At 50.4% G+C, this 15,707-nt stretch carries 21 protein-coding genes; 3 read left to right on the plus strand and 18 right to left on the minus strand.

The window, feature by feature from the left end; genetic code table 11:
* Positions 1-2 precede the first annotated feature (2 nt).
* Positions 3-881 (minus strand): glutathione-dependent disulfide-bond oxidoreductase, encoded by an 879-nt coding sequence (yghU, locus tag CLH61_RS08200; protein ID WP_099614245.1) that lies wholly within the window; start codon positions 879-881, stop codon positions 3-5.
* Between the two features lie 112 nt (positions 882-993).
* On the opposite strand from yghU, the gene CLH61_RS08205 reads away from it, so the two are divergent.
* A complete protein-coding gene (locus CLH61_RS08205; RefSeq protein ID WP_099614246.1) occupies positions 994-1,737 on the plus strand; it encodes a class I SAM-dependent DNA methyltransferase in 744 nt (247 codons plus the stop codon).
* A 37-nt stretch (positions 1,738-1,774) separates the two neighbouring features.
* On the opposite strand, the gene CLH61_RS08210 is transcribed toward CLH61_RS08205, so the two are convergent.
* The 5 genes from CLH61_RS08210 to CLH61_RS08220 all read right to left on the minus strand — a co-directional run bounded on the left by CLH61_RS08210 (position 1,775) and on the right by CLH61_RS08220 (position 4,091).
* Positions 1,775-2,410 carry a LysE family translocator gene (locus CLH61_RS08210; RefSeq protein ID WP_099614247.1) on the minus strand — a complete coding sequence of 212 codons (636 nt, stop codon included), beginning with the start codon at positions 2,408-2,410 and terminating at the stop codon, positions 1,775-1,777.
* Between the two features lie 92 nt (positions 2,411-2,502).
* Positions 2,503-2,694, minus strand: coding sequence for a hypothetical protein (locus CLH61_RS18320; RefSeq protein ID WP_143752128.1), 192 nt, complete (start codon positions 2,692-2,694; stop codon positions 2,503-2,505).
* A 100-nt stretch (positions 2,695-2,794) separates the two neighbouring features.
* Complete coding sequence (locus CLH61_RS08215; protein ID WP_099614248.1) at positions 2,795-3,484, minus strand: VIT1/CCC1 transporter family protein; 690 nt, start codon at positions 3,482-3,484, stop codon at positions 2,795-2,797.
* A 92-nt stretch (positions 3,485-3,576) separates the two neighbouring features.
* Positions 3,577-3,870 carry a type II toxin-antitoxin system RelE/ParE family toxin gene (locus CLH61_RS18325; protein WP_143752130.1) on the minus strand — a complete coding sequence of 98 codons (294 nt, stop codon included), beginning with the start codon at positions 3,868-3,870 and terminating at the stop codon, positions 3,577-3,579.
* Positions 3,867-4,091, minus strand: coding sequence for an addiction module protein (locus CLH61_RS08220; protein ID WP_091853959.1), 225 nt, complete (start codon positions 4,089-4,091; stop codon positions 3,867-3,869). The genes CLH61_RS18325 and CLH61_RS08220 overlap by 4 nt, the downstream gene beginning before the upstream one ends.
* Before the next feature lie 228 nt (positions 4,092-4,319).
* On the opposite strand from CLH61_RS08220, the gene CLH61_RS08225 reads away from it, so the two are divergent.
* Positions 4,320-5,363, plus strand: a complete 1,044-nt coding sequence (locus CLH61_RS08225; RefSeq protein WP_099614249.1) for an IS110 family RNA-guided transposase — start codon at positions 4,320-4,322, stop codon at positions 5,361-5,363.
* 463 nt (positions 5,364-5,826) lie between these two features.
* Here CLH61_RS08225 and CLH61_RS08230 read toward each other — a convergent pair whose 3' ends face one another.
* Positions 5,827-6,177, minus strand: a complete 351-nt coding sequence (locus CLH61_RS08230) for a hypothetical protein (RefSeq protein WP_099614250.1) — start codon at positions 6,175-6,177, stop codon at positions 5,827-5,829.
* Positions 6,178-6,265: 88 nt separating this feature from the next.
* On the opposite strand from CLH61_RS08230, the gene CLH61_RS08235 reads away from it, so the two are divergent.
* A complete protein-coding gene (locus tag CLH61_RS08235; RefSeq protein ID WP_099614251.1) occupies positions 6,266-6,415 on the plus strand; it encodes a hypothetical protein in 150 nt (49 codons plus the stop codon).
* 178 nt (positions 6,416-6,593) lie between these two features.
* Here CLH61_RS08235 and CLH61_RS08240 read toward each other — a convergent pair whose 3' ends face one another.
* The 11 genes from CLH61_RS08240 to CLH61_RS08290 form a co-directional block, all read right to left on the minus strand.
* Positions 6,594-7,085, minus strand: a complete 492-nt coding sequence (locus CLH61_RS08240) for a hypothetical protein (protein WP_211289090.1) — start codon at positions 7,083-7,085, stop codon at positions 6,594-6,596.
* Positions 7,086-7,202: 117 nt separating this feature from the next.
* Positions 7,203-8,774, minus strand: a complete 1,572-nt coding sequence (locus CLH61_RS08245) for an IS1182 family transposase (protein ID WP_099614252.1) — start codon at positions 8,772-8,774, stop codon at positions 7,203-7,205.
* 167 nt (positions 8,775-8,941) lie between these two features.
* Positions 8,942-9,169: a hypothetical protein gene (locus tag CLH61_RS08250; RefSeq protein WP_099614253.1), complete on the minus strand. Its 228-nt coding sequence runs from the start codon at positions 9,167-9,169 to the stop codon at positions 8,942-8,944.
* A 114-nt stretch (positions 9,170-9,283) separates the two neighbouring features.
* On the minus strand, positions 9,284-9,916 hold the full coding sequence (locus CLH61_RS08255) for an HNH endonuclease (RefSeq protein WP_099614254.1): 633 nt from the start codon (positions 9,914-9,916) through the stop codon (positions 9,284-9,286).
* A 100-nt stretch (positions 9,917-10,016) separates the two neighbouring features.
* Positions 10,017-10,364 (minus strand): DUF3024 domain-containing protein, encoded by a 348-nt coding sequence (locus CLH61_RS08260; RefSeq protein WP_022993294.1) that lies wholly within the window; start codon positions 10,362-10,364, stop codon positions 10,017-10,019.
* Positions 10,365-10,444: 80 nt separating this feature from the next.
* Positions 10,445-12,730 (minus strand): DEAD/DEAH box helicase, encoded by a 2,286-nt coding sequence (locus tag CLH61_RS08265; protein WP_099614255.1) that lies wholly within the window; start codon positions 12,728-12,730, stop codon positions 10,445-10,447.
* Complete coding sequence (locus CLH61_RS08270; RefSeq protein WP_099614256.1) at positions 12,727-13,461, minus strand: hypothetical protein; 735 nt, start codon at positions 13,459-13,461, stop codon at positions 12,727-12,729. Before CLH61_RS08270 ends, CLH61_RS08265 begins: the two co-directional genes overlap by 4 nt.
* Positions 13,462-13,615: 154 nt before the next feature.
* A complete protein-coding gene (locus CLH61_RS08275; protein ID WP_099614257.1) occupies positions 13,616-13,975 on the minus strand; it encodes a hypothetical protein in 360 nt (119 codons plus the stop codon).
* Positions 13,976-14,047: 72 nt separating this feature from the next.
* Positions 14,048-14,446: a GFA family protein gene (locus CLH61_RS08280; RefSeq protein ID WP_099614258.1), complete on the minus strand. Its 399-nt coding sequence runs from the start codon at positions 14,444-14,446 to the stop codon at positions 14,048-14,050.
* 107 nt (positions 14,447-14,553) lie between these two features.
* Complete coding sequence (locus CLH61_RS08285; protein WP_099614259.1) at positions 14,554-14,934, minus strand: phosphopantetheine adenylyltransferase; 381 nt, start codon at positions 14,932-14,934, stop codon at positions 14,554-14,556.
* A 108-nt stretch (positions 14,935-15,042) separates the two neighbouring features.
* Positions 15,043-15,651 carry a hypothetical protein gene (locus CLH61_RS08290; protein ID WP_099614260.1) on the minus strand — a complete coding sequence of 203 codons (609 nt, stop codon included), beginning with the start codon at positions 15,649-15,651 and terminating at the stop codon, positions 15,043-15,045.
* Between the last annotated feature and the right edge of the window lie 56 nt (positions 15,652-15,707).

Raw genomic sequence — 15,707 nt, forward strand, 5'->3', positions numbered from 1 at the left:
GCTTAGTCGCCCTGCTCCGGGTGCAGCTTGTCCTCGGTGCGTAATTCAAAATCGCTGGCGTCGTGGCGCTCATGAAGCTGCCTGGCCAGCTCACCCCAGGTGCGATTGACCATACGCCCCCGCTGGACCGCCGGTCGCCTTGCCAGCTGACTGGCCCAGCGCAACACATTCTTGTAGCTGTGGGCCTCCAGAAATTCCGCAGCCTCATAAACCGTATTGGTCACCACCCCGCCATACCAGGGCCAGATTGCCATATCGGCAATGGTATACTCATCGCCGGCCACGTACTCGTTATCCGCCAGCTGACGGTCGAGGACATCCAGTTGCCGTTTGACTTCCATGGTGAAGCGGTTGATCGGGTACTCGTACTTTTCCGGAGCATAGGCGTAGAAATGCCCGAACCCACCTCCGAGGAACGGCGCACTGCCCATTTGCCAGAACAGCCAGTTGAACGTTTCGGTACGCTTGCGCAGGTCCTGCGGCAGGAAGTCACCGAACTTTTCTGCCAGGTACAGCAGTATCGAGCCGGACTCGAATACCCGCACCGCCGGGTCCTCACTGCGATCGAGCAGGGCCGGTATTTTCGAATTGGGATTAAGCCGGACAAAACCACTACTGAACTGCTCGCCCTCGTGGATCCGGATCAGCCATGCATCGTATTCGGCGCCCTTGTGCCCTTTTTCCAGCAGCTCTTCCAGCATAACGGTGACTTTCACGCCGTTGGGCGTGGCCAGGGAATACAGCTGCAGGGGGTGCTTGCCCACCGGCAGTTCCTTGTCATGGGTCGGGCCGGCGATGGGGCGATTGATGTTGGCAAACGCGCCGCCACTGGCAGCGTCCCATTTCCAGACTTTCGGTGGCGTGTAGGTTCCGTCGGACATAGTCACAGCCTCGTGCTGAGTGGTGGAGTATGCGTTTTCCAGGCTATCTGCGCCTGAGTGCTTGCGATATTATACGTGACCGATGCTATCCCGCCCGCCGCGCCAGGTACACATGTCCGCCAACGCCTTATACACCGACCTGTCGGGCTACTACGACCTGATGTGTGCCGACATCAACTACCCGGCGCAAAGCAACGGCGTGCGGCGGCTACACCAGCTGTTTGGCAACCAGGGCCGCCGCCACCTGGACCTGGCGTGTGGAACCGGCCCGCACATCCGGCACTTTATCGATTCCGGCTACGACAGCTGCGGCCTGGACATCAACCAGCCCATGCTGGATCGCGCCCGGCAACGCTGCCCGGAAGCCTTGTTCACCCGCCAGGACATGGCCAGCTTTGAATTCGACCACCCCTTCGACCTGATCTCCTGCTTCCTGTATTCCATCCATTACAGCGCGGGTATCGACAAACTGGAAGCATGCATCAAAAGGGCCCATAACGCCCTGACCCAAAACGGGGTGTTCTGTTTCAACGCGGTCGACAAAAACCGGATCAACAACAACCTGTATGTCAGCCATACCACTGAGCACGACGACAGCAGCTTTACCTTCCGGTCTGGCTGGCATTACTGCGGCCAGGGGGATCAACAATCACTGAAACTGAGTATCGCCAAAACCACCCTGGAGGTTACCGAATCCTGGCAGGATGAACACGCCATGGTGGCACTGGGTTTTGATGATTTCGACCGCCTGCTCCGGCGGTATTTCGACGTCCACATTTTCGAACATGACTATGAAAAGATCATCCCCTGGGACGGCGTCTCCGGTAACGCCCTGTTCGTCTGCGTAAAAACCTGAAGCCCGGAGGTTTCGCAGCCCCCGATGTTCACCTGCATTACCTGGTACTGGCAGCAAGCCGCGCACCCAGTGCGACGAATACGACGCCAAGGCCGCGATCCATCCATAAGCCAACTCGTCGATTCTGCCTCAGGAATACCCCAAGCTTTGACCCCATCATAACCAACGGTGGCTCGATGAGCGCCGCGACAACAATGATCAGGCTTCCGTGCAACAACAGCTGAGCACCTGGAGAACCAGCACCTTCCACGACGAACTGTGGCAGGAACGCGAGGAAAAATACCGCTACCTTCGGGTTAAGTGTGCAAACCAACACGCCTTGCCAATAAATTGAATGCAGTCGTTGATGGCGAACACCCTCACCGGGCACGAAGGAGTCGCCACGGGATAAGAGCATTCTGATACCAAGCCACATCAAATAGGCGGCGCCCACCCACTTAACAATCGAAAACGCCAGCGCGGACGTGGCAAGGATGGCAGAAAGGCCCACTGCGGCCATAGCGACATGCAATGCCGCCCCCGTCCAAATACCAAACATCGCAGCAAACCCGTGTTGGCGTCCGTTGCGCAAGGTTTGCCCTAAAATGAACGCGATATCCGGGCCTGGGGAAAGGTTCAGAAGAACTGCCGCAACCAGAAATGTCACCCAGTGAATCGTTGTGTAATCAAACATTTTGACACTCCTGTGTTCTTAACGGTGGCCGCCAGCAGAGGAGTTACAGGATCAGGATGGCTGACGCTTGCTGCTCCATACAATGGATCGCCTCAATCACCATTTGATTGCAGAATAACGATTACACCGTTTTGTGAAGATAAAGCAACGACAAACAGCCCCGGAGCCATCCAGGCCGTGGCTGTGATTTGTTCATATCCCAGCAACTCTGCCATCGGACGAAATCTTGATTTCGCAGCAGAAGAAAAGCTGCGGTAGTTTCTAGTCTTCTCTGCGGATTCCATGCTCTTGCCTAACACCGCGCTCTGCGGCAAATTTGGAGCGCAGCGTAAAATTTGTCCGACAGCAGCGCCTGGTTAGGCGAGAGAATGCACCGCCAGCAAATCATACGGCCACGCCAAAGAGCGCACCGACCCCAGCCGTCAAAGCCATTGCCAAGGCCCCCCAAAACGTAACCCGAGAGGCAGCCTTAACAACAGGAGCGCCGCCAACTTTCGCTGCCAATGAGCCTAACAAGGCAAGGAAAAACAGCGAACTGCCGGGGACGACCCACATAAGCAGCGACACCGGAAACAGAAAGACGACGCACAGGGGAAGGGCCGCACCTACCGAGAATGTGCCTGCTGACGCGAGCGCAGCCTGAATTGGGCGGGCCGTGGAGACTTCTGAAATGCCAAGTTCATCGCGGGCATGCGCCCCCAGTGCATCCTGCTTCATCAGTTGACTTGCTACTGTGTCTGCGAGCGCCCGGTCTAAACCGCGCCTAACGTAAATCTCGGCAAGCTCCGCATGCTCTTGTTCAGGCGTATCAGCCAGCTCGGCTCTCTCTCTGGCAAGGTCGGCCTCCTCAGTGTCGGCTTGAGAGCTGACTGACACGTACTCACCCGCTGCCATCGACATAGCGCCTGCGACGAGACCAGCAACGCCTGCAACCAAAACAGCCTTAGAGTCCGCCCCTGAGGCCGCCACACCCAGGACCAGGCTCGCAGTAGAAACAATCCCGTCGTTTGCACCAAGAACCGCAGCACGAAGCCAGCCGATCCGATCTGTTCTGTGTCTTTCAGAATGCCGCATGCGAAGTCCAAATATAAAGGTGAGCAGTCGCGCCTAACGCGCCGGTCTGGAGCCTCGAAGCGGCTGAAAATCGGTCGCTGTGCAGCCGATTGTTAAAGCCGTCCCAGCCAGTACTGCGGGCGCCGGCGGTCATGGGCAACAGCCAGAACCTGAAAACCATCAGGGCTCTCTCGGTAAACGATAGACAAGGGAAACCTGTGAAGGGGCGCTCTACGAATATCTGGCGGCAACTCAGCTTGCCAGGCTTTTGGTGACTCGCCAATTAAATTGGCCAGGGCCTCAAATTCCTCTATAAAGGCACCACCCAATCCCGGAACTTTTGATTCATAATAACCAACTGATTCCAGGAACTCGGCTTCCGCTGCCGGGTGAAAAGAATAGTTCATTTAATCAGTGCTCTAGCCTTCCTCATGACATCCTCACCAGACACAGCCTGAACTGTGCCATTGTCGAGCTCTTCACCCCTGCGCCGCGCTTCAAGCAACCAATCGGACCTGAGCTCTTCTTCTGACGGAGACTCCAGACTCAACACCAGTCGCTGGATCAACTGGGCTCGCTCCTCTTTAGGGAGGTGGAGCGCCTCGTCTTCAATTTTCTGGAGATTCATGGACAAAACCTCTCGTTCACATATCGCTCAATTTTGACACGGATGGGTACCAGGTGCCACGACTCGGCTTTTCAGCTTTAACGCCAGCCATCACAGGCGGCAAACTCGTAGCGCAGAAAAGAGTTTGGTGTCCTGTGAATGGCATTGATACTGATTGAGCCTTCTCCCCAGCCCAGCGGTTGCCCGCTAAGCTGGAAGGCGACCAAGCACTACAAGGGAGAAGACTCAATGAACTTTTACCATAGCACCCACCGCCACTATTGTGGAATCGATCTGCACGCCCGCAGCCTGTATGTCTGCATCATCGACCAGCAAGGGGAGGTGTTGTTGCACAAGGAGATCAAAGCCCGGCCGGAACCCTTACTCGCCCTGCTCAAACCTTTCCGAGATGACCTGGTCGTGGGTGTCGAATGTATGCACTGCTGGTACTGGATCTCGGATCTGTGCGAGGAACAGGGTATCCACTTTATCCTGGACCACGCACTGTACATGAAGGCCATTCATGGCGGTAAAACCAAGAACGACCGTACCGACTCGTTCAAGATTGCCATGCTCATGAAAGGCGGCAACTTCCCTCTGGCCTATACCTATCCCAAGGAGATGCGGGCCACTCGCGACCTGCTGCGTCGACGCACCCGCATTGTCCAACATGGTGCCATGCTCAAAGCCCATGTGGTGAATACCACCAGCCAATATAACCTGCCGCCCAACAAGGTAAACCTGAAGAATGTGGGAGCCCGGGAACAGGTCCAGGCGGCCTTTGCCGGGCAGGATGTCCAGCACAACATCGATCTCGACCTGGCCATCATCGAATGCTATCACCGTGAGCTGACCAAGCTTGAAGAACACCTGGAGCGGCAAGCCAAACAACATGATCCCACTTCTCTGAGTGTGCTGAGGACCATTCCCGGTGTAGGGCGCATCCTGGCGCTGACCATTCTCTACGAAATCGGTGATATCCAGCGCTTTGAGTCAGTCCAGAAGTTCGCATCCTACGCCAGACTCATCAAGTGCAAAGCCGAGTCTGCCGGCAAGGTCTACGGCACCCAGGGCAACAAAATCGGCAATGCCCACCTGAAGTGGGCTTTCTCTGAGGCGGCGGTGCTGTACCTGCGCGGCACTGACAAGGCCCAGCGCTACCTACAGAAACTCCAGAAACGCATGAACAAGGCAAAGGCGTTATCCGCACTGGCCCACAAGCTCGGCCGTGCTGCCTACTTCATGCTCAAGCATCAGAGGGTGTTCGATGAACAACGATTCCTGAAGGGTTAGTCACGCCACGGGGTGAGCATGACGTCTAACTGGATCAAACAGGATGATGACTGAAAGCCGGGTGTCCGCTGACTGGTACCCGATACCGAACCGGCCTTCTATCACCGTCGTTGAAGCCAGACGCTTTGATTGGCCACCCCGTGGGCGTGCCTTAATACCATGAGCCAGTACGCTTACACCGGTCCTGAGCCTGACCCTAACTGGAGCTCAGCAGCCAGCCCCTTGAATAGTGCCAGTGACCGGTTAACCGATGAATGTCTGGTGCCCCTGACCCACCGATGGAACGACCGGTCAGGCGGTGGTCAAAAGCCACGTAAGAGAGCCCCTATATGTGTTTGCTGTGAGTGCCTGACAGCCCCACGAGACTAGCGAAGAAGGCGTTCTCGCTCATGGGTTTAGGTTGGCCGCTGGCGCGGCCAAAAAAATGACTATTGTCTATTGATTCCGAGAAGGCTCATATGTGTTATAAGTTTTCTTCTTCATGCGCCAACTGACCTGCCAGTTTAGATATATCTTTCATGCCATCTTGCATCACACTGCTTAGATTTTCGCTCCCAACATGCACCGGAACGAGAATATCCAGCGTCCTACACTCACTTTGCCGAGAAAGAATTTTCAGATACTCCAATAGCCTTTCTGGTTTGGTTGTTGGCCTAGTTAAATCCTTTTTCAGCGATTCCTCGAATCTACCTATTTCCTCATCATCGTCGAACTCATTCGTTTCTGTATAGACGACTCTCGCGAGTTTCTTCTGCGACCATTTTAGCTTCGCTAGTAGCGACTTGATTTGAGTTTGAAGTTGTTTTGTTTCCATTGTCCCCATTTGTCCCCAAAGCCACTGCTAGATTTGCGGTTGCCATCCCAGCGGGGATGGCCTTTCACTGCATATTTAGGAGACTGAAATGTCGAAAACCAAGACCCCGATGACCCCAGCCGCTGCTGCACGAATTCAGTCAGCTACCGCCAAAGCTAACGGCGGCAAAACTCCGAAAGGTTCGTTTGCGGCAAAGGCTCAATCTGTTGCCTCCAAGAACAGTACCAAGACCGAATAGGAACTGACTATGCCAGACACATCGAGCATGACTGACGAAGAACTTGACCTCTGGTCAGATATTAACAACCCAAATAACGACGCCGATATGGACGACTGGGCGGATGCCCACAATCCAAATAATGACGACTATTTGGGCGATTGACCCCTAGCATATAGCCTGCTGCGAAAGCCGCAGGCTATATGCATTCTCGGACGTTTTCTCTAAATGCCCCCAAAAAACCCTTCTCATCAACTTTGTATCGTATGTAGGAAATTTCATTCATTGTTTCCTCCAGAGCGCATAAGCAAATCTTCTTCTTTGATCCATAGGCGCCATACGAGAGAGTGCTGGCATATGAATTCACACAGGCATCCATGACTGCATATTCAACAGACATTGGGTATCTATTATCAGTGATTGCATAATCAATAAACTGGCTGCCGCCATATGCCAATATCGCGGCAATGCTAGCCACCTTTAAAGGCTTTTTGATCTCGAACTTCTCGATGCTGCTTTCGCATTTTTCGCAGTGAAATTCAATCGTCCCTTGGACTTTAGCTTCATCGCCACACTTACAGCTTTCTGACACTACGATCTCCATGTCCTTTTTGCTTATAACGAGGCTGTAGAAAAACCCGATTCCGAGCCGTTCCCAACGCCTGATTCCTGTAATTTTTATCGCGGCCATCAACTGGCCGATTCTCATTAATTCGATGTTCAGCCATCTGCTTCGGCCTTTTGGGGCTCCTCGCGTCGGCATTACTGGTTTCCAGCAGGCACTTTTCCGGGAGTTCCGCCCTCGGCATTACGCCGCCACCCGCCCGTAATTCGCCAGCTTCTCAATATTGTGCACCAGGCAGTATAGCTGCCACCGGCCCTGCACCTTCTTCTTGCCCCGCAAACTGAAGCGATTCAGGCCCTTGTTCGTGCCGATGTTACCGAACACCGGCTCCACCACCGACATGCGGTGACTGTAGATCTCTTTACCCTGCGGGCTATCCACCCGGTGCTTCATCCAGTCGGTGTAGTTGGGTAAGCGCTTATTCTCGATAGTGAACGAGACCTGTCTTCCGGAGCCTTTGCGATGGTTGGCGGATGCCGGGTTCTGCATGCACCTGTGTTTCTTCGGGCAGTGGCGGCATTGCAGCAAACGGCCTTCGAAGTGCACCCGGATTTTGCCGTTCTCGGCTTCGCGTGTTCCCTGGTAGCTGATGGCGTTGCCCGCCGGGCAGATGCAGGTCAGGTTCACCGGATCGAACTGGAATTCACTGGCCGGAATGATGTCTTTCCATCCGGTGGTCGGCTGATTTTGATAGCGCTTGCCATACTTGTCTTTTTGATGCTGGAACTTCGGGTCACGGCTGCGAAACTTGTTGTCCGGTACGTAGCCATTGATCTGCCGTTCGTGCAGGTACTTCATGTTGGCTTCGTTGGCAAAGCCGGTATCGGCGGTGATTACAGTGCCTTGCCGATAAATGCTGTCAGCGATACCCAGCTTCCTGAAGCGGGCTTCCACGCTCTCCAGCACCGGCTGCAGGGTGTGGTGTTCCTGGCCTTCACCAAAGGCCTGGGCATCAATAATGACTTGGTGCTTCTTGTCCACCGTGGCCACGCCGTTATAACCCTGGATCGTGCCTTTGCTGGTGGTCATCTTGGCACTTTCGTTATCGGTGATGTTGCTCTTCACTTCCTTGTTCCGTTTCCCCCGGCCCATCCTTGGGCGGTTCGTCTTTAGGAAGCGGTCGACTTTCTGGGCGGCCTCATCCAGAGAGAGGATGGTCCTGGCTCGTCGGATGTCCCGGTCCAGTTCGGCTTCGGTCTCCGCCTCGTCCCGTTCGTAATGGGCCTTGAGGTGATGGCGAACCAGCCGTCGCAGCTTGGTGCGTTTCTCTTCCAGTTCCTTAAAGGTGCCGGACCATTCCTTGGCCGCGTTCGAGGACATCTTGCAGCCATCAATGGCAAAGAGTTCGTTGCCCAGAAGACCCTGTTCATGACAGACCAGCAGTACCTGCTCGAACAATTCTTCGATCTCATCGGCATGACCGCTGACGAACTTAGCCAAGGTGGTGAAGTGCGGAACGGTATCGCAGGATAACGCTTTGAAGATGATGTTGGTCTCGCAGCACCACTGCATCTCGCGGCTGGAGGTGATGCCCTTGGAGTAGGCGAACAGGATGATCTTCAGCAGGATGGCCGGATCGTAGGCCAGCCGGCCGGTGTCTTCGTTGCGGTACTTAGGATGGAAAACTGACAGGTCCAGCTTGTGCTCGATCAGGTAGTGCACCGCGTGTTCAAAGGTGCCGGGCTGCAGCTGTTCCTGATAATTGATCACGACCATCGCGTCTTGGTCGTAGTTGTAGTGTTTGAAGCGGGGCATGCCGACCTTCCGTTGATCCGTTTTCTGCATCCTATCAAAGCCAAGCGCTGTTTTTTGGGAGTTTTTCTACAGCCTCAACGCCAAGCTAAGCGGCGCCCCGACAGGGGCGTCCGGTGGACGGCCGCAAGGCCGGGAACAAACTTAAGCGACTGGTTATGTGCTGGACGTTACGGCTCATCTCGGAGCCGATCTCGGCACTGAGCAATGAACTTTTCATAGCTAATATCTTGAGCTTGATGCAAAGTTTTCTCGAAAACACAGCACAAATTCCAAAGTGCTCTTTGCTCGGCCTGATCTTCAATAGATAACTGGTCTGTATCGCTGAACCTGCGGACAAATTCGAAAAGCACCCATGCTTCATCCTCAGTGAGCTTAAGTTGGATTTCATCGCTCATGGATGCTCCTGCACATAACGCCGAGCACAGCGGCGACCTTGGAGTGGCACCGAAGGAGCCACGTAAAGGGCGTCCGGCGGCCATCGGCCATCGGCCGCGAACTGCTGCGATTTGTTATAACTTGCGCCCAAATATGACTTCATTGTGATATGAAATGCTACGCTCAGATATTTTGTGGCCTTCTGCAGTCCGCAAGTCTGAGAGCGCTAATTCCATAGCCCCATAATCACACAGAACGTGGTGATTCGGGCATAGGACTACCACATTACCCGGTACATCAGATCCGTTGTGAGGCGCGCCCAACGGTATAATATGATGAGCTTCAGAATAGGTTTTCCCATCAGATAAACTAACCGCCATGCCACAGATCTGACAGCGATCCTGATGCAGGACCTTTATCTTCCTGGCCAAGACCGTGTCCCGCAGGACCCGATATGTCAGCGAATAAGCTCGTCCGGGTTCCTCAACACCTTCCGGCAAATCTGAAGCCTTTGGAGTTTCTTCCAGATATGAACGCAGGCCCCAAACGCCAGCCCCCAATCCTTCCACGGAAAAGAAAAGATCTCTCCCTCCTTTAAAACCGGCAGAATCAGAGGAAAGATCCTGAATACGACGTCTTACAACCGATTTCCATGTGCTCGGGAGCCCAATGCGAAGTCGCTCAATCTCGGCGTACAGCGAATCGTAGCTCGCACTTCCACCAAGATTTTCAAATGCTTTGATAATGTCTTCGTCCCAACTCGACATCAGGATTCCCCGTTATAACGCCAATATTAAGCGGCGCCCGACTAGGGCGTCCGGTGGACGGCCGCCAGGCCGGGAACGAACTTGAATGACTGGTTATGTGCTACCCGAAGAAACAGCCATTCTCGTCGGCATTTACGATAGCAAAAAATTCCTCGATGGAGCGTGACTCAGGTTCTGGAGTGTACGAATGCCACTTTAAATCGCTACGCATCCAGTAGATTTTCCAGCGTTGAGATTTTTTGACGTAGGTAGCTTTGGCCACCGGCGACTCAATGATCGTGGCCGGCTCGCGGAAATGGGGGCGAATCTCGACAATCTGCACGCTTTGGCCAGAAACTCGAACGTCTAGATCTAACTTGGGTCGGATCTCGACTGGCGGCCTCCGGTCTTCCAGAAATTCAGAAGCGGCCCGCTCAATTTTCTTTGCTTCGAACTCACTGAATGCCATATGGATTCTCTATGGGAACGCCCACATAACGCCTAAATCAGGTGCGCCATAGGCGTCACCTGGATTTACTTGTTATGAGCCTAGCCCGGCAAATACCAATCAACCATTTCTTGAATATATTTTGGCGCATCTGATATCTCAGGCTTGAATGTTATGGTGTCTTCATTAATAAAAAGTATGTATTTTGATATTTCTGCAATATCTTCAGGTGGAAATCCATAACGTATTAGCAATGTATGTACTGTGTTATTTGTACCGAACCGTAATAACTCAATCATTTTATCAGAACGTAGGTCTGATGTTTGATCTTTATATATTTTAAAAGAGGTTATAAAGGATTCGGTAAGAGAGAATGAAATAACTTGATCAAGATAATCATATGTGTCAAAAACTACCGCGTCATAACTAACATTTTTTGCTAATGTGTCCTTGTCAAAGATTGAATATGTTTGCGTCAATGTGCTCTTTGGCAATTTAGCTGCCGGCTGTGAAAACGCAGCATAACCTTGTCTTCCCTCATCCTTTTTTGAAATATAACTATATCGAATGCCGACAATTTCTCTAAAGGATCTCCCTTGAATTACTTGGAGGAAAATTGACATTGCCTGCCTAAATACTGCAATTTCACCATCATACAAGACTCTATTAATTGAAGCTTCATATATAAATCTAAAGTATTGTTTTAATGACTCTCTTTTCCCCTCATTCTTAGCGCCATAGAGATTATCCTTAATCGAGTCCCCGTTATAGATAACACTTAATATTGCTTCGCAGTATTTTAATATTTCTGATTCAGATAGACGTTCAATTTTGGATAAAGGTGCTTGCTTATCATCGTCAAAGCTGCCTTCTTTTATTGAATTGAGAAATTCCGAAGTGTCAGGATCATCTATGGTTTCTGGGTTGTCGATGATTGATTGTTCATTTAATAGGAATTTCTCATTGACTCTTTGGGAGAGTAGCTGAGGGCTTTTTGTGAAAACATACCCAAAGTCAAATTTTGGTTTGTTGGATAGTCGGCCAGCTCTTCCGATTAGGTTTTTAAATGATAACGATCTACTTTGATCGCTATCACCAAGAATCCGCATGTTGTCAAGCCATACAATATCAAACGGCATGTTAACACCTTGTGCAAGCGTGCTTGTCGCAAAGCAAATTTTTGCATAACGCTTTCTTATTAAGTCTTCGACAAGAAAACGTACTTCTAGTGGTACTGAACCATGATGAATCACAATACCTTTGCGTAATAATGCGACCAGTTCAGATTTATGCTCATCGTTATCAGCACCCAGCAGGTGTTCAATTGTGTTAATTATCTCTTCAGCTTCAACTGAATCTATGTCCTCATAATTATCAATATATTTTCTGAATGGTTCGATGAATTTACCATTATATATAGATGCTTTTGATACATAGACAAGGACGGAATGGGTTCCATCAAATGCAAAATCACTGAACTTTTGTTCATGCTCTACACATTTTTTAATTTGGTGACCGCGTTCAATGAATGGAGAAAAGTGATAATATTTTTTATTTTTATGCTGATATATAAAGATTTTACCTACAGAGCCATGGGTATATGATCTCGAATAGCCTTCTGCTTCAGAAAAGTTATGCTTTTTAAGTTGGGCGTCAGGATTTTCTACAAATGGATGCGCAAAAATTAGTTTTGCTTTATCAAAATGTTGCTTAACCCTTCGCACAAGAACATCGAAAATAACTCCTCTTTCAATTTCTTCAGAGACCTGAGCTTCATCAAAGAAAAATACTTTGATATTTAATTTTAGGTTGCTGGAAAATAGGTCTCTTGCTCGTTCAGGTGTAAGAATAAATATTCTTCGTAGGTTCCTAGATTTGAATATGTCATCTACAAATGAGGATATCATCACATTTTTGTCACCATTGAACTTCTGCTTCATTGTGTTGACATACTCTGCGATCAAAGCTCTAGAAGGAACAATTACAACAGCATCGCCATCATTTTCAGCAATAAAATCTCTGATGGAATATGACTTTCCAGCACTTGTTGGTGCGGATATAGAGACTACTTTATTTTCATTAACTGCTCTTCTTACACTCGCCTGAACAGGGGTGAGATACTCACCAAACTCTTCCTTGTGTTGTTTTCCAATGCCCGACAAAAGGAATGAGTACAAATTGTTTGGTTCAGGTAATTTATAAAAGAGTCCGAGAGAAGTGATGATTTTCTCTTCATGTTCCTGAAACTCATCTCTGTGGAACTTTTTATAATAAGATATCTTTTCTAATATTTCAGAGCTTACAGGGCCTTCTTTATGAAGAATATCTAATAGTTCAGAAATACCATTGATTGGTTCTATGTCTTCTGCAATATCGACTATGCTCATTTGCTTACCCCAACCAAATATACTGCTTTTATGCTATCTGAACTCAATTTATCTTGAGCTGACTTGATAGCATTTTTTAAAACTTCAAGTGGGTCGGATGTATTTATTGAGAATGACGCGACAATACCAAAGCTATCATTATTCAGGTTTTCAACAGCTGCATCTAAAGCCAACTCTCTTAAGTGAACATAATCCCTTAGATGTTTTTCATCATCTATAAAACCTTTTGATTGATTTATTGCATTGCCATGGGGATTTGCACTTCCTGAATATTTTGCTTCTCCAAAATTTATATACATGTCAGAACAAACTGTGTGGAAATCAAAGCCTTCATTTTGTTTGATCTGGGGCTTCCAGAGTTCTGCTATGGGCAAAATTACATGATTAAATATTTTCTCAAGGGCTTTGGTAGATCCAATTGAAACCATGACTTCACCAAACTCACTTCCTACATCAGAAGGTGTGGTGGTAGATTCAAATATCTCAACAAGTGCAGAAGCAGTTTCTTGAACTGTTCTATCATATGCTCTCTTGCTACCTAAATCTAAATTTGCCATCCAAGAAGTATCAAGTACTTTTTTAGCTAGCGCTCTAGATATTATATTTATGTCGTTTACTACTACATGACATACCTTGATTTTTCCAATCGGTGTGTCTGTTTCTATCTCAAAGTAGTCACATCCCCAATCCGCATCAGAATGTTGACTTCCATATCTAGGTTTATCTGTCATAAAAAATTTACTTCAAATATGTTGAATATTAACTTGGATGTTGAGGCTTGGTAGCTCATAACGCCAATCCTCAGCGGCGGCCTTTGCGCAGCGAAGCGGAGAAAAGGCCGTCCGGTGGAGGCCCGTCAGGGCCGGAACGAACTGGAATGACTGGTTAGGCATTTCGCTCAAGCCACGTTTCAACTTCGAGCCCTTCACCAGCAGCCACGCCAAAATGCGCGCTGAGCCATTCGAGCGTGATGGGATAAATAAGAAACCAGCGTACCGGATGATGAGAAGACGATCGCGCCAGGATGAAATTTTTACTCCGCTCCAACGTCTGAAGTTCGTAAACCTTGTCACGAACTCCCTCAGGATAATTTGCGTGGTAAAACTGTAATTCGAACTTGCGACCACCTTTGAGCGTGATGCCCTCCACCCGAATTGGGGAATAGGATCTAATTTCCGCCCCGAACTCTTCCCCAATAATTTCAGCCGCGTACCAACGATGCTCCTGCAAAGCGAACCTGTCCATAAATATGCCTAACGCGGAGCGAAGCGGCGGCCCGTCAGGGACGTCCGCCTTACGCGGCTTGTTATCACTGCCTCAGTCATACTCTGCATGCTGAGGCAGATCATCTGTAATCTCGAACCAAGGAGCCTTACTCCCCACGAATACATGGCGCCCTGCTTTTACCTCTGGGTCGGTATCAAGTGTTCCGAGTGGGAAACCATAGATCTCGGGGGCTGCATCGAACTTGGTATAGAGGCTGGAGCCACAGTTTGAACAGAAGCCTTTGTGCTCACCCGGAGAAGATTCGTAAAACTTCAGCAGCTCCTGACCTTTGACGGTGTGCCAATCCGAGGATTGCACCTTAGCGCGAGTTCTGAAAGCCGAGGCATGAAGCTTTCGGCACATTGAACAGTGACAGTTCAGAACATCGGTCAGCGGACCGTTGATTTCGTATTGAATGCCCCCGCAGAGACAACTACCTGTTTGCTTCATTCATGCACCTCCTTGTGTGATAACGCCAGCGCACAACGGCGCTCTTGGAATGGAGGCGCAATGTAAAGGGCGTCCGGCGGCCGCAGGCCGCGTATTGATGCGCCTTGTTAAATTTGGTTGCGGCCGACGACACGGATTACCCCTGCAGCAGTGAGCGCGACGATGGCGATAATGTCTGCGATGACGACCTTGCGAACGGCCTCATTGTACCCGCCAACTGACCACGCAATCGCGATGAAGGACACAACGCTGACGAGGCCCGCGACAATTGCCAATGTTTGTAACGATGGCTGGAACGCTGCATACACCAGGAACAGACCGAGAAGCCCGAACAGGATAGCCCGGTGGCGCATCAGGATTTCGATATTGGGCTCCCCCAGGGAAACTCCATATAAAGCGGCCAATCGCTCCACGCCCAGAACCCCAGAAACGGGCAAGAGATGAATAATACCTACGAGCACCAGCAGGCCTGTGACAACTTTCTCCATGTTTGCGTTTCCTCCCTGAATTTAACGCTGCCAACACGGGCAGCTTTGGAGTGGAGGCGAAGCCGCAACGGAAAAGCTGTCCCTGTGCTTGGCCTTGTTAACTGCTGCCTACTCCGTAACTTGAATTCCAACTTTTTCACCGTTCTTGACGGAGCCAACTTGCTTCGAGAACTCACTCAAGAACAAGAGCGCTTCTCGGACAGCTACAGGCTTTAATGAAACCCCTCGCTTGGCTTCTTCTGTGCAAAATGGAGGGTAAGCGCTAATAACCTGCCCAGGTTCAAGGTCCAAACCTTTCTTCTGAAGCTGCATCAATGGTTGTAGCCCCAAGAAATCCACCGGATCGGCAGAAGCGGCGGCCAAAAAAGAGCCCAGCCCTAATTCGAGGCATTCAACCTCCCCAGTTTCCGAGTGTAGCTTATAGACAATGCGATCTCTGAGCAGGTACTGATCAGCCACACAATCCTGAGCAAAAGGAACATCCGATTGCTCCACTGAAGGGAAGAGTTTATGGATAGGCTCTTCCCCAAAAAGTGCCGCTCTTAGACTGTGCCACTCTGGTTCTTTACAGAGACCACGGACATGAAGCCCACCGCCAAACTGAATGAAGCCGTTCAGCTGCTTTAAGAGGGAGAGCAGGTTGTCAGGTATCAAGGACTCAATTTCTTGATCTGCACGATATTCCGGTCCCTGATATGTAAGGTTGGATAGATCCATGATCCCTCTTTGCAGTTAACGCGGAGCTTTGCGGCAATTTTGGAGCCGCAAAGCGG

Origin of the sequence: Marinobacter profundi, assembly GCF_002744715.1 — a bacterium.
In the GTDB taxonomy this organism is placed as follows: Bacteria; Pseudomonadota; Gammaproteobacteria; order Pseudomonadales; family Oleiphilaceae; genus Marinobacter; species Marinobacter profundi.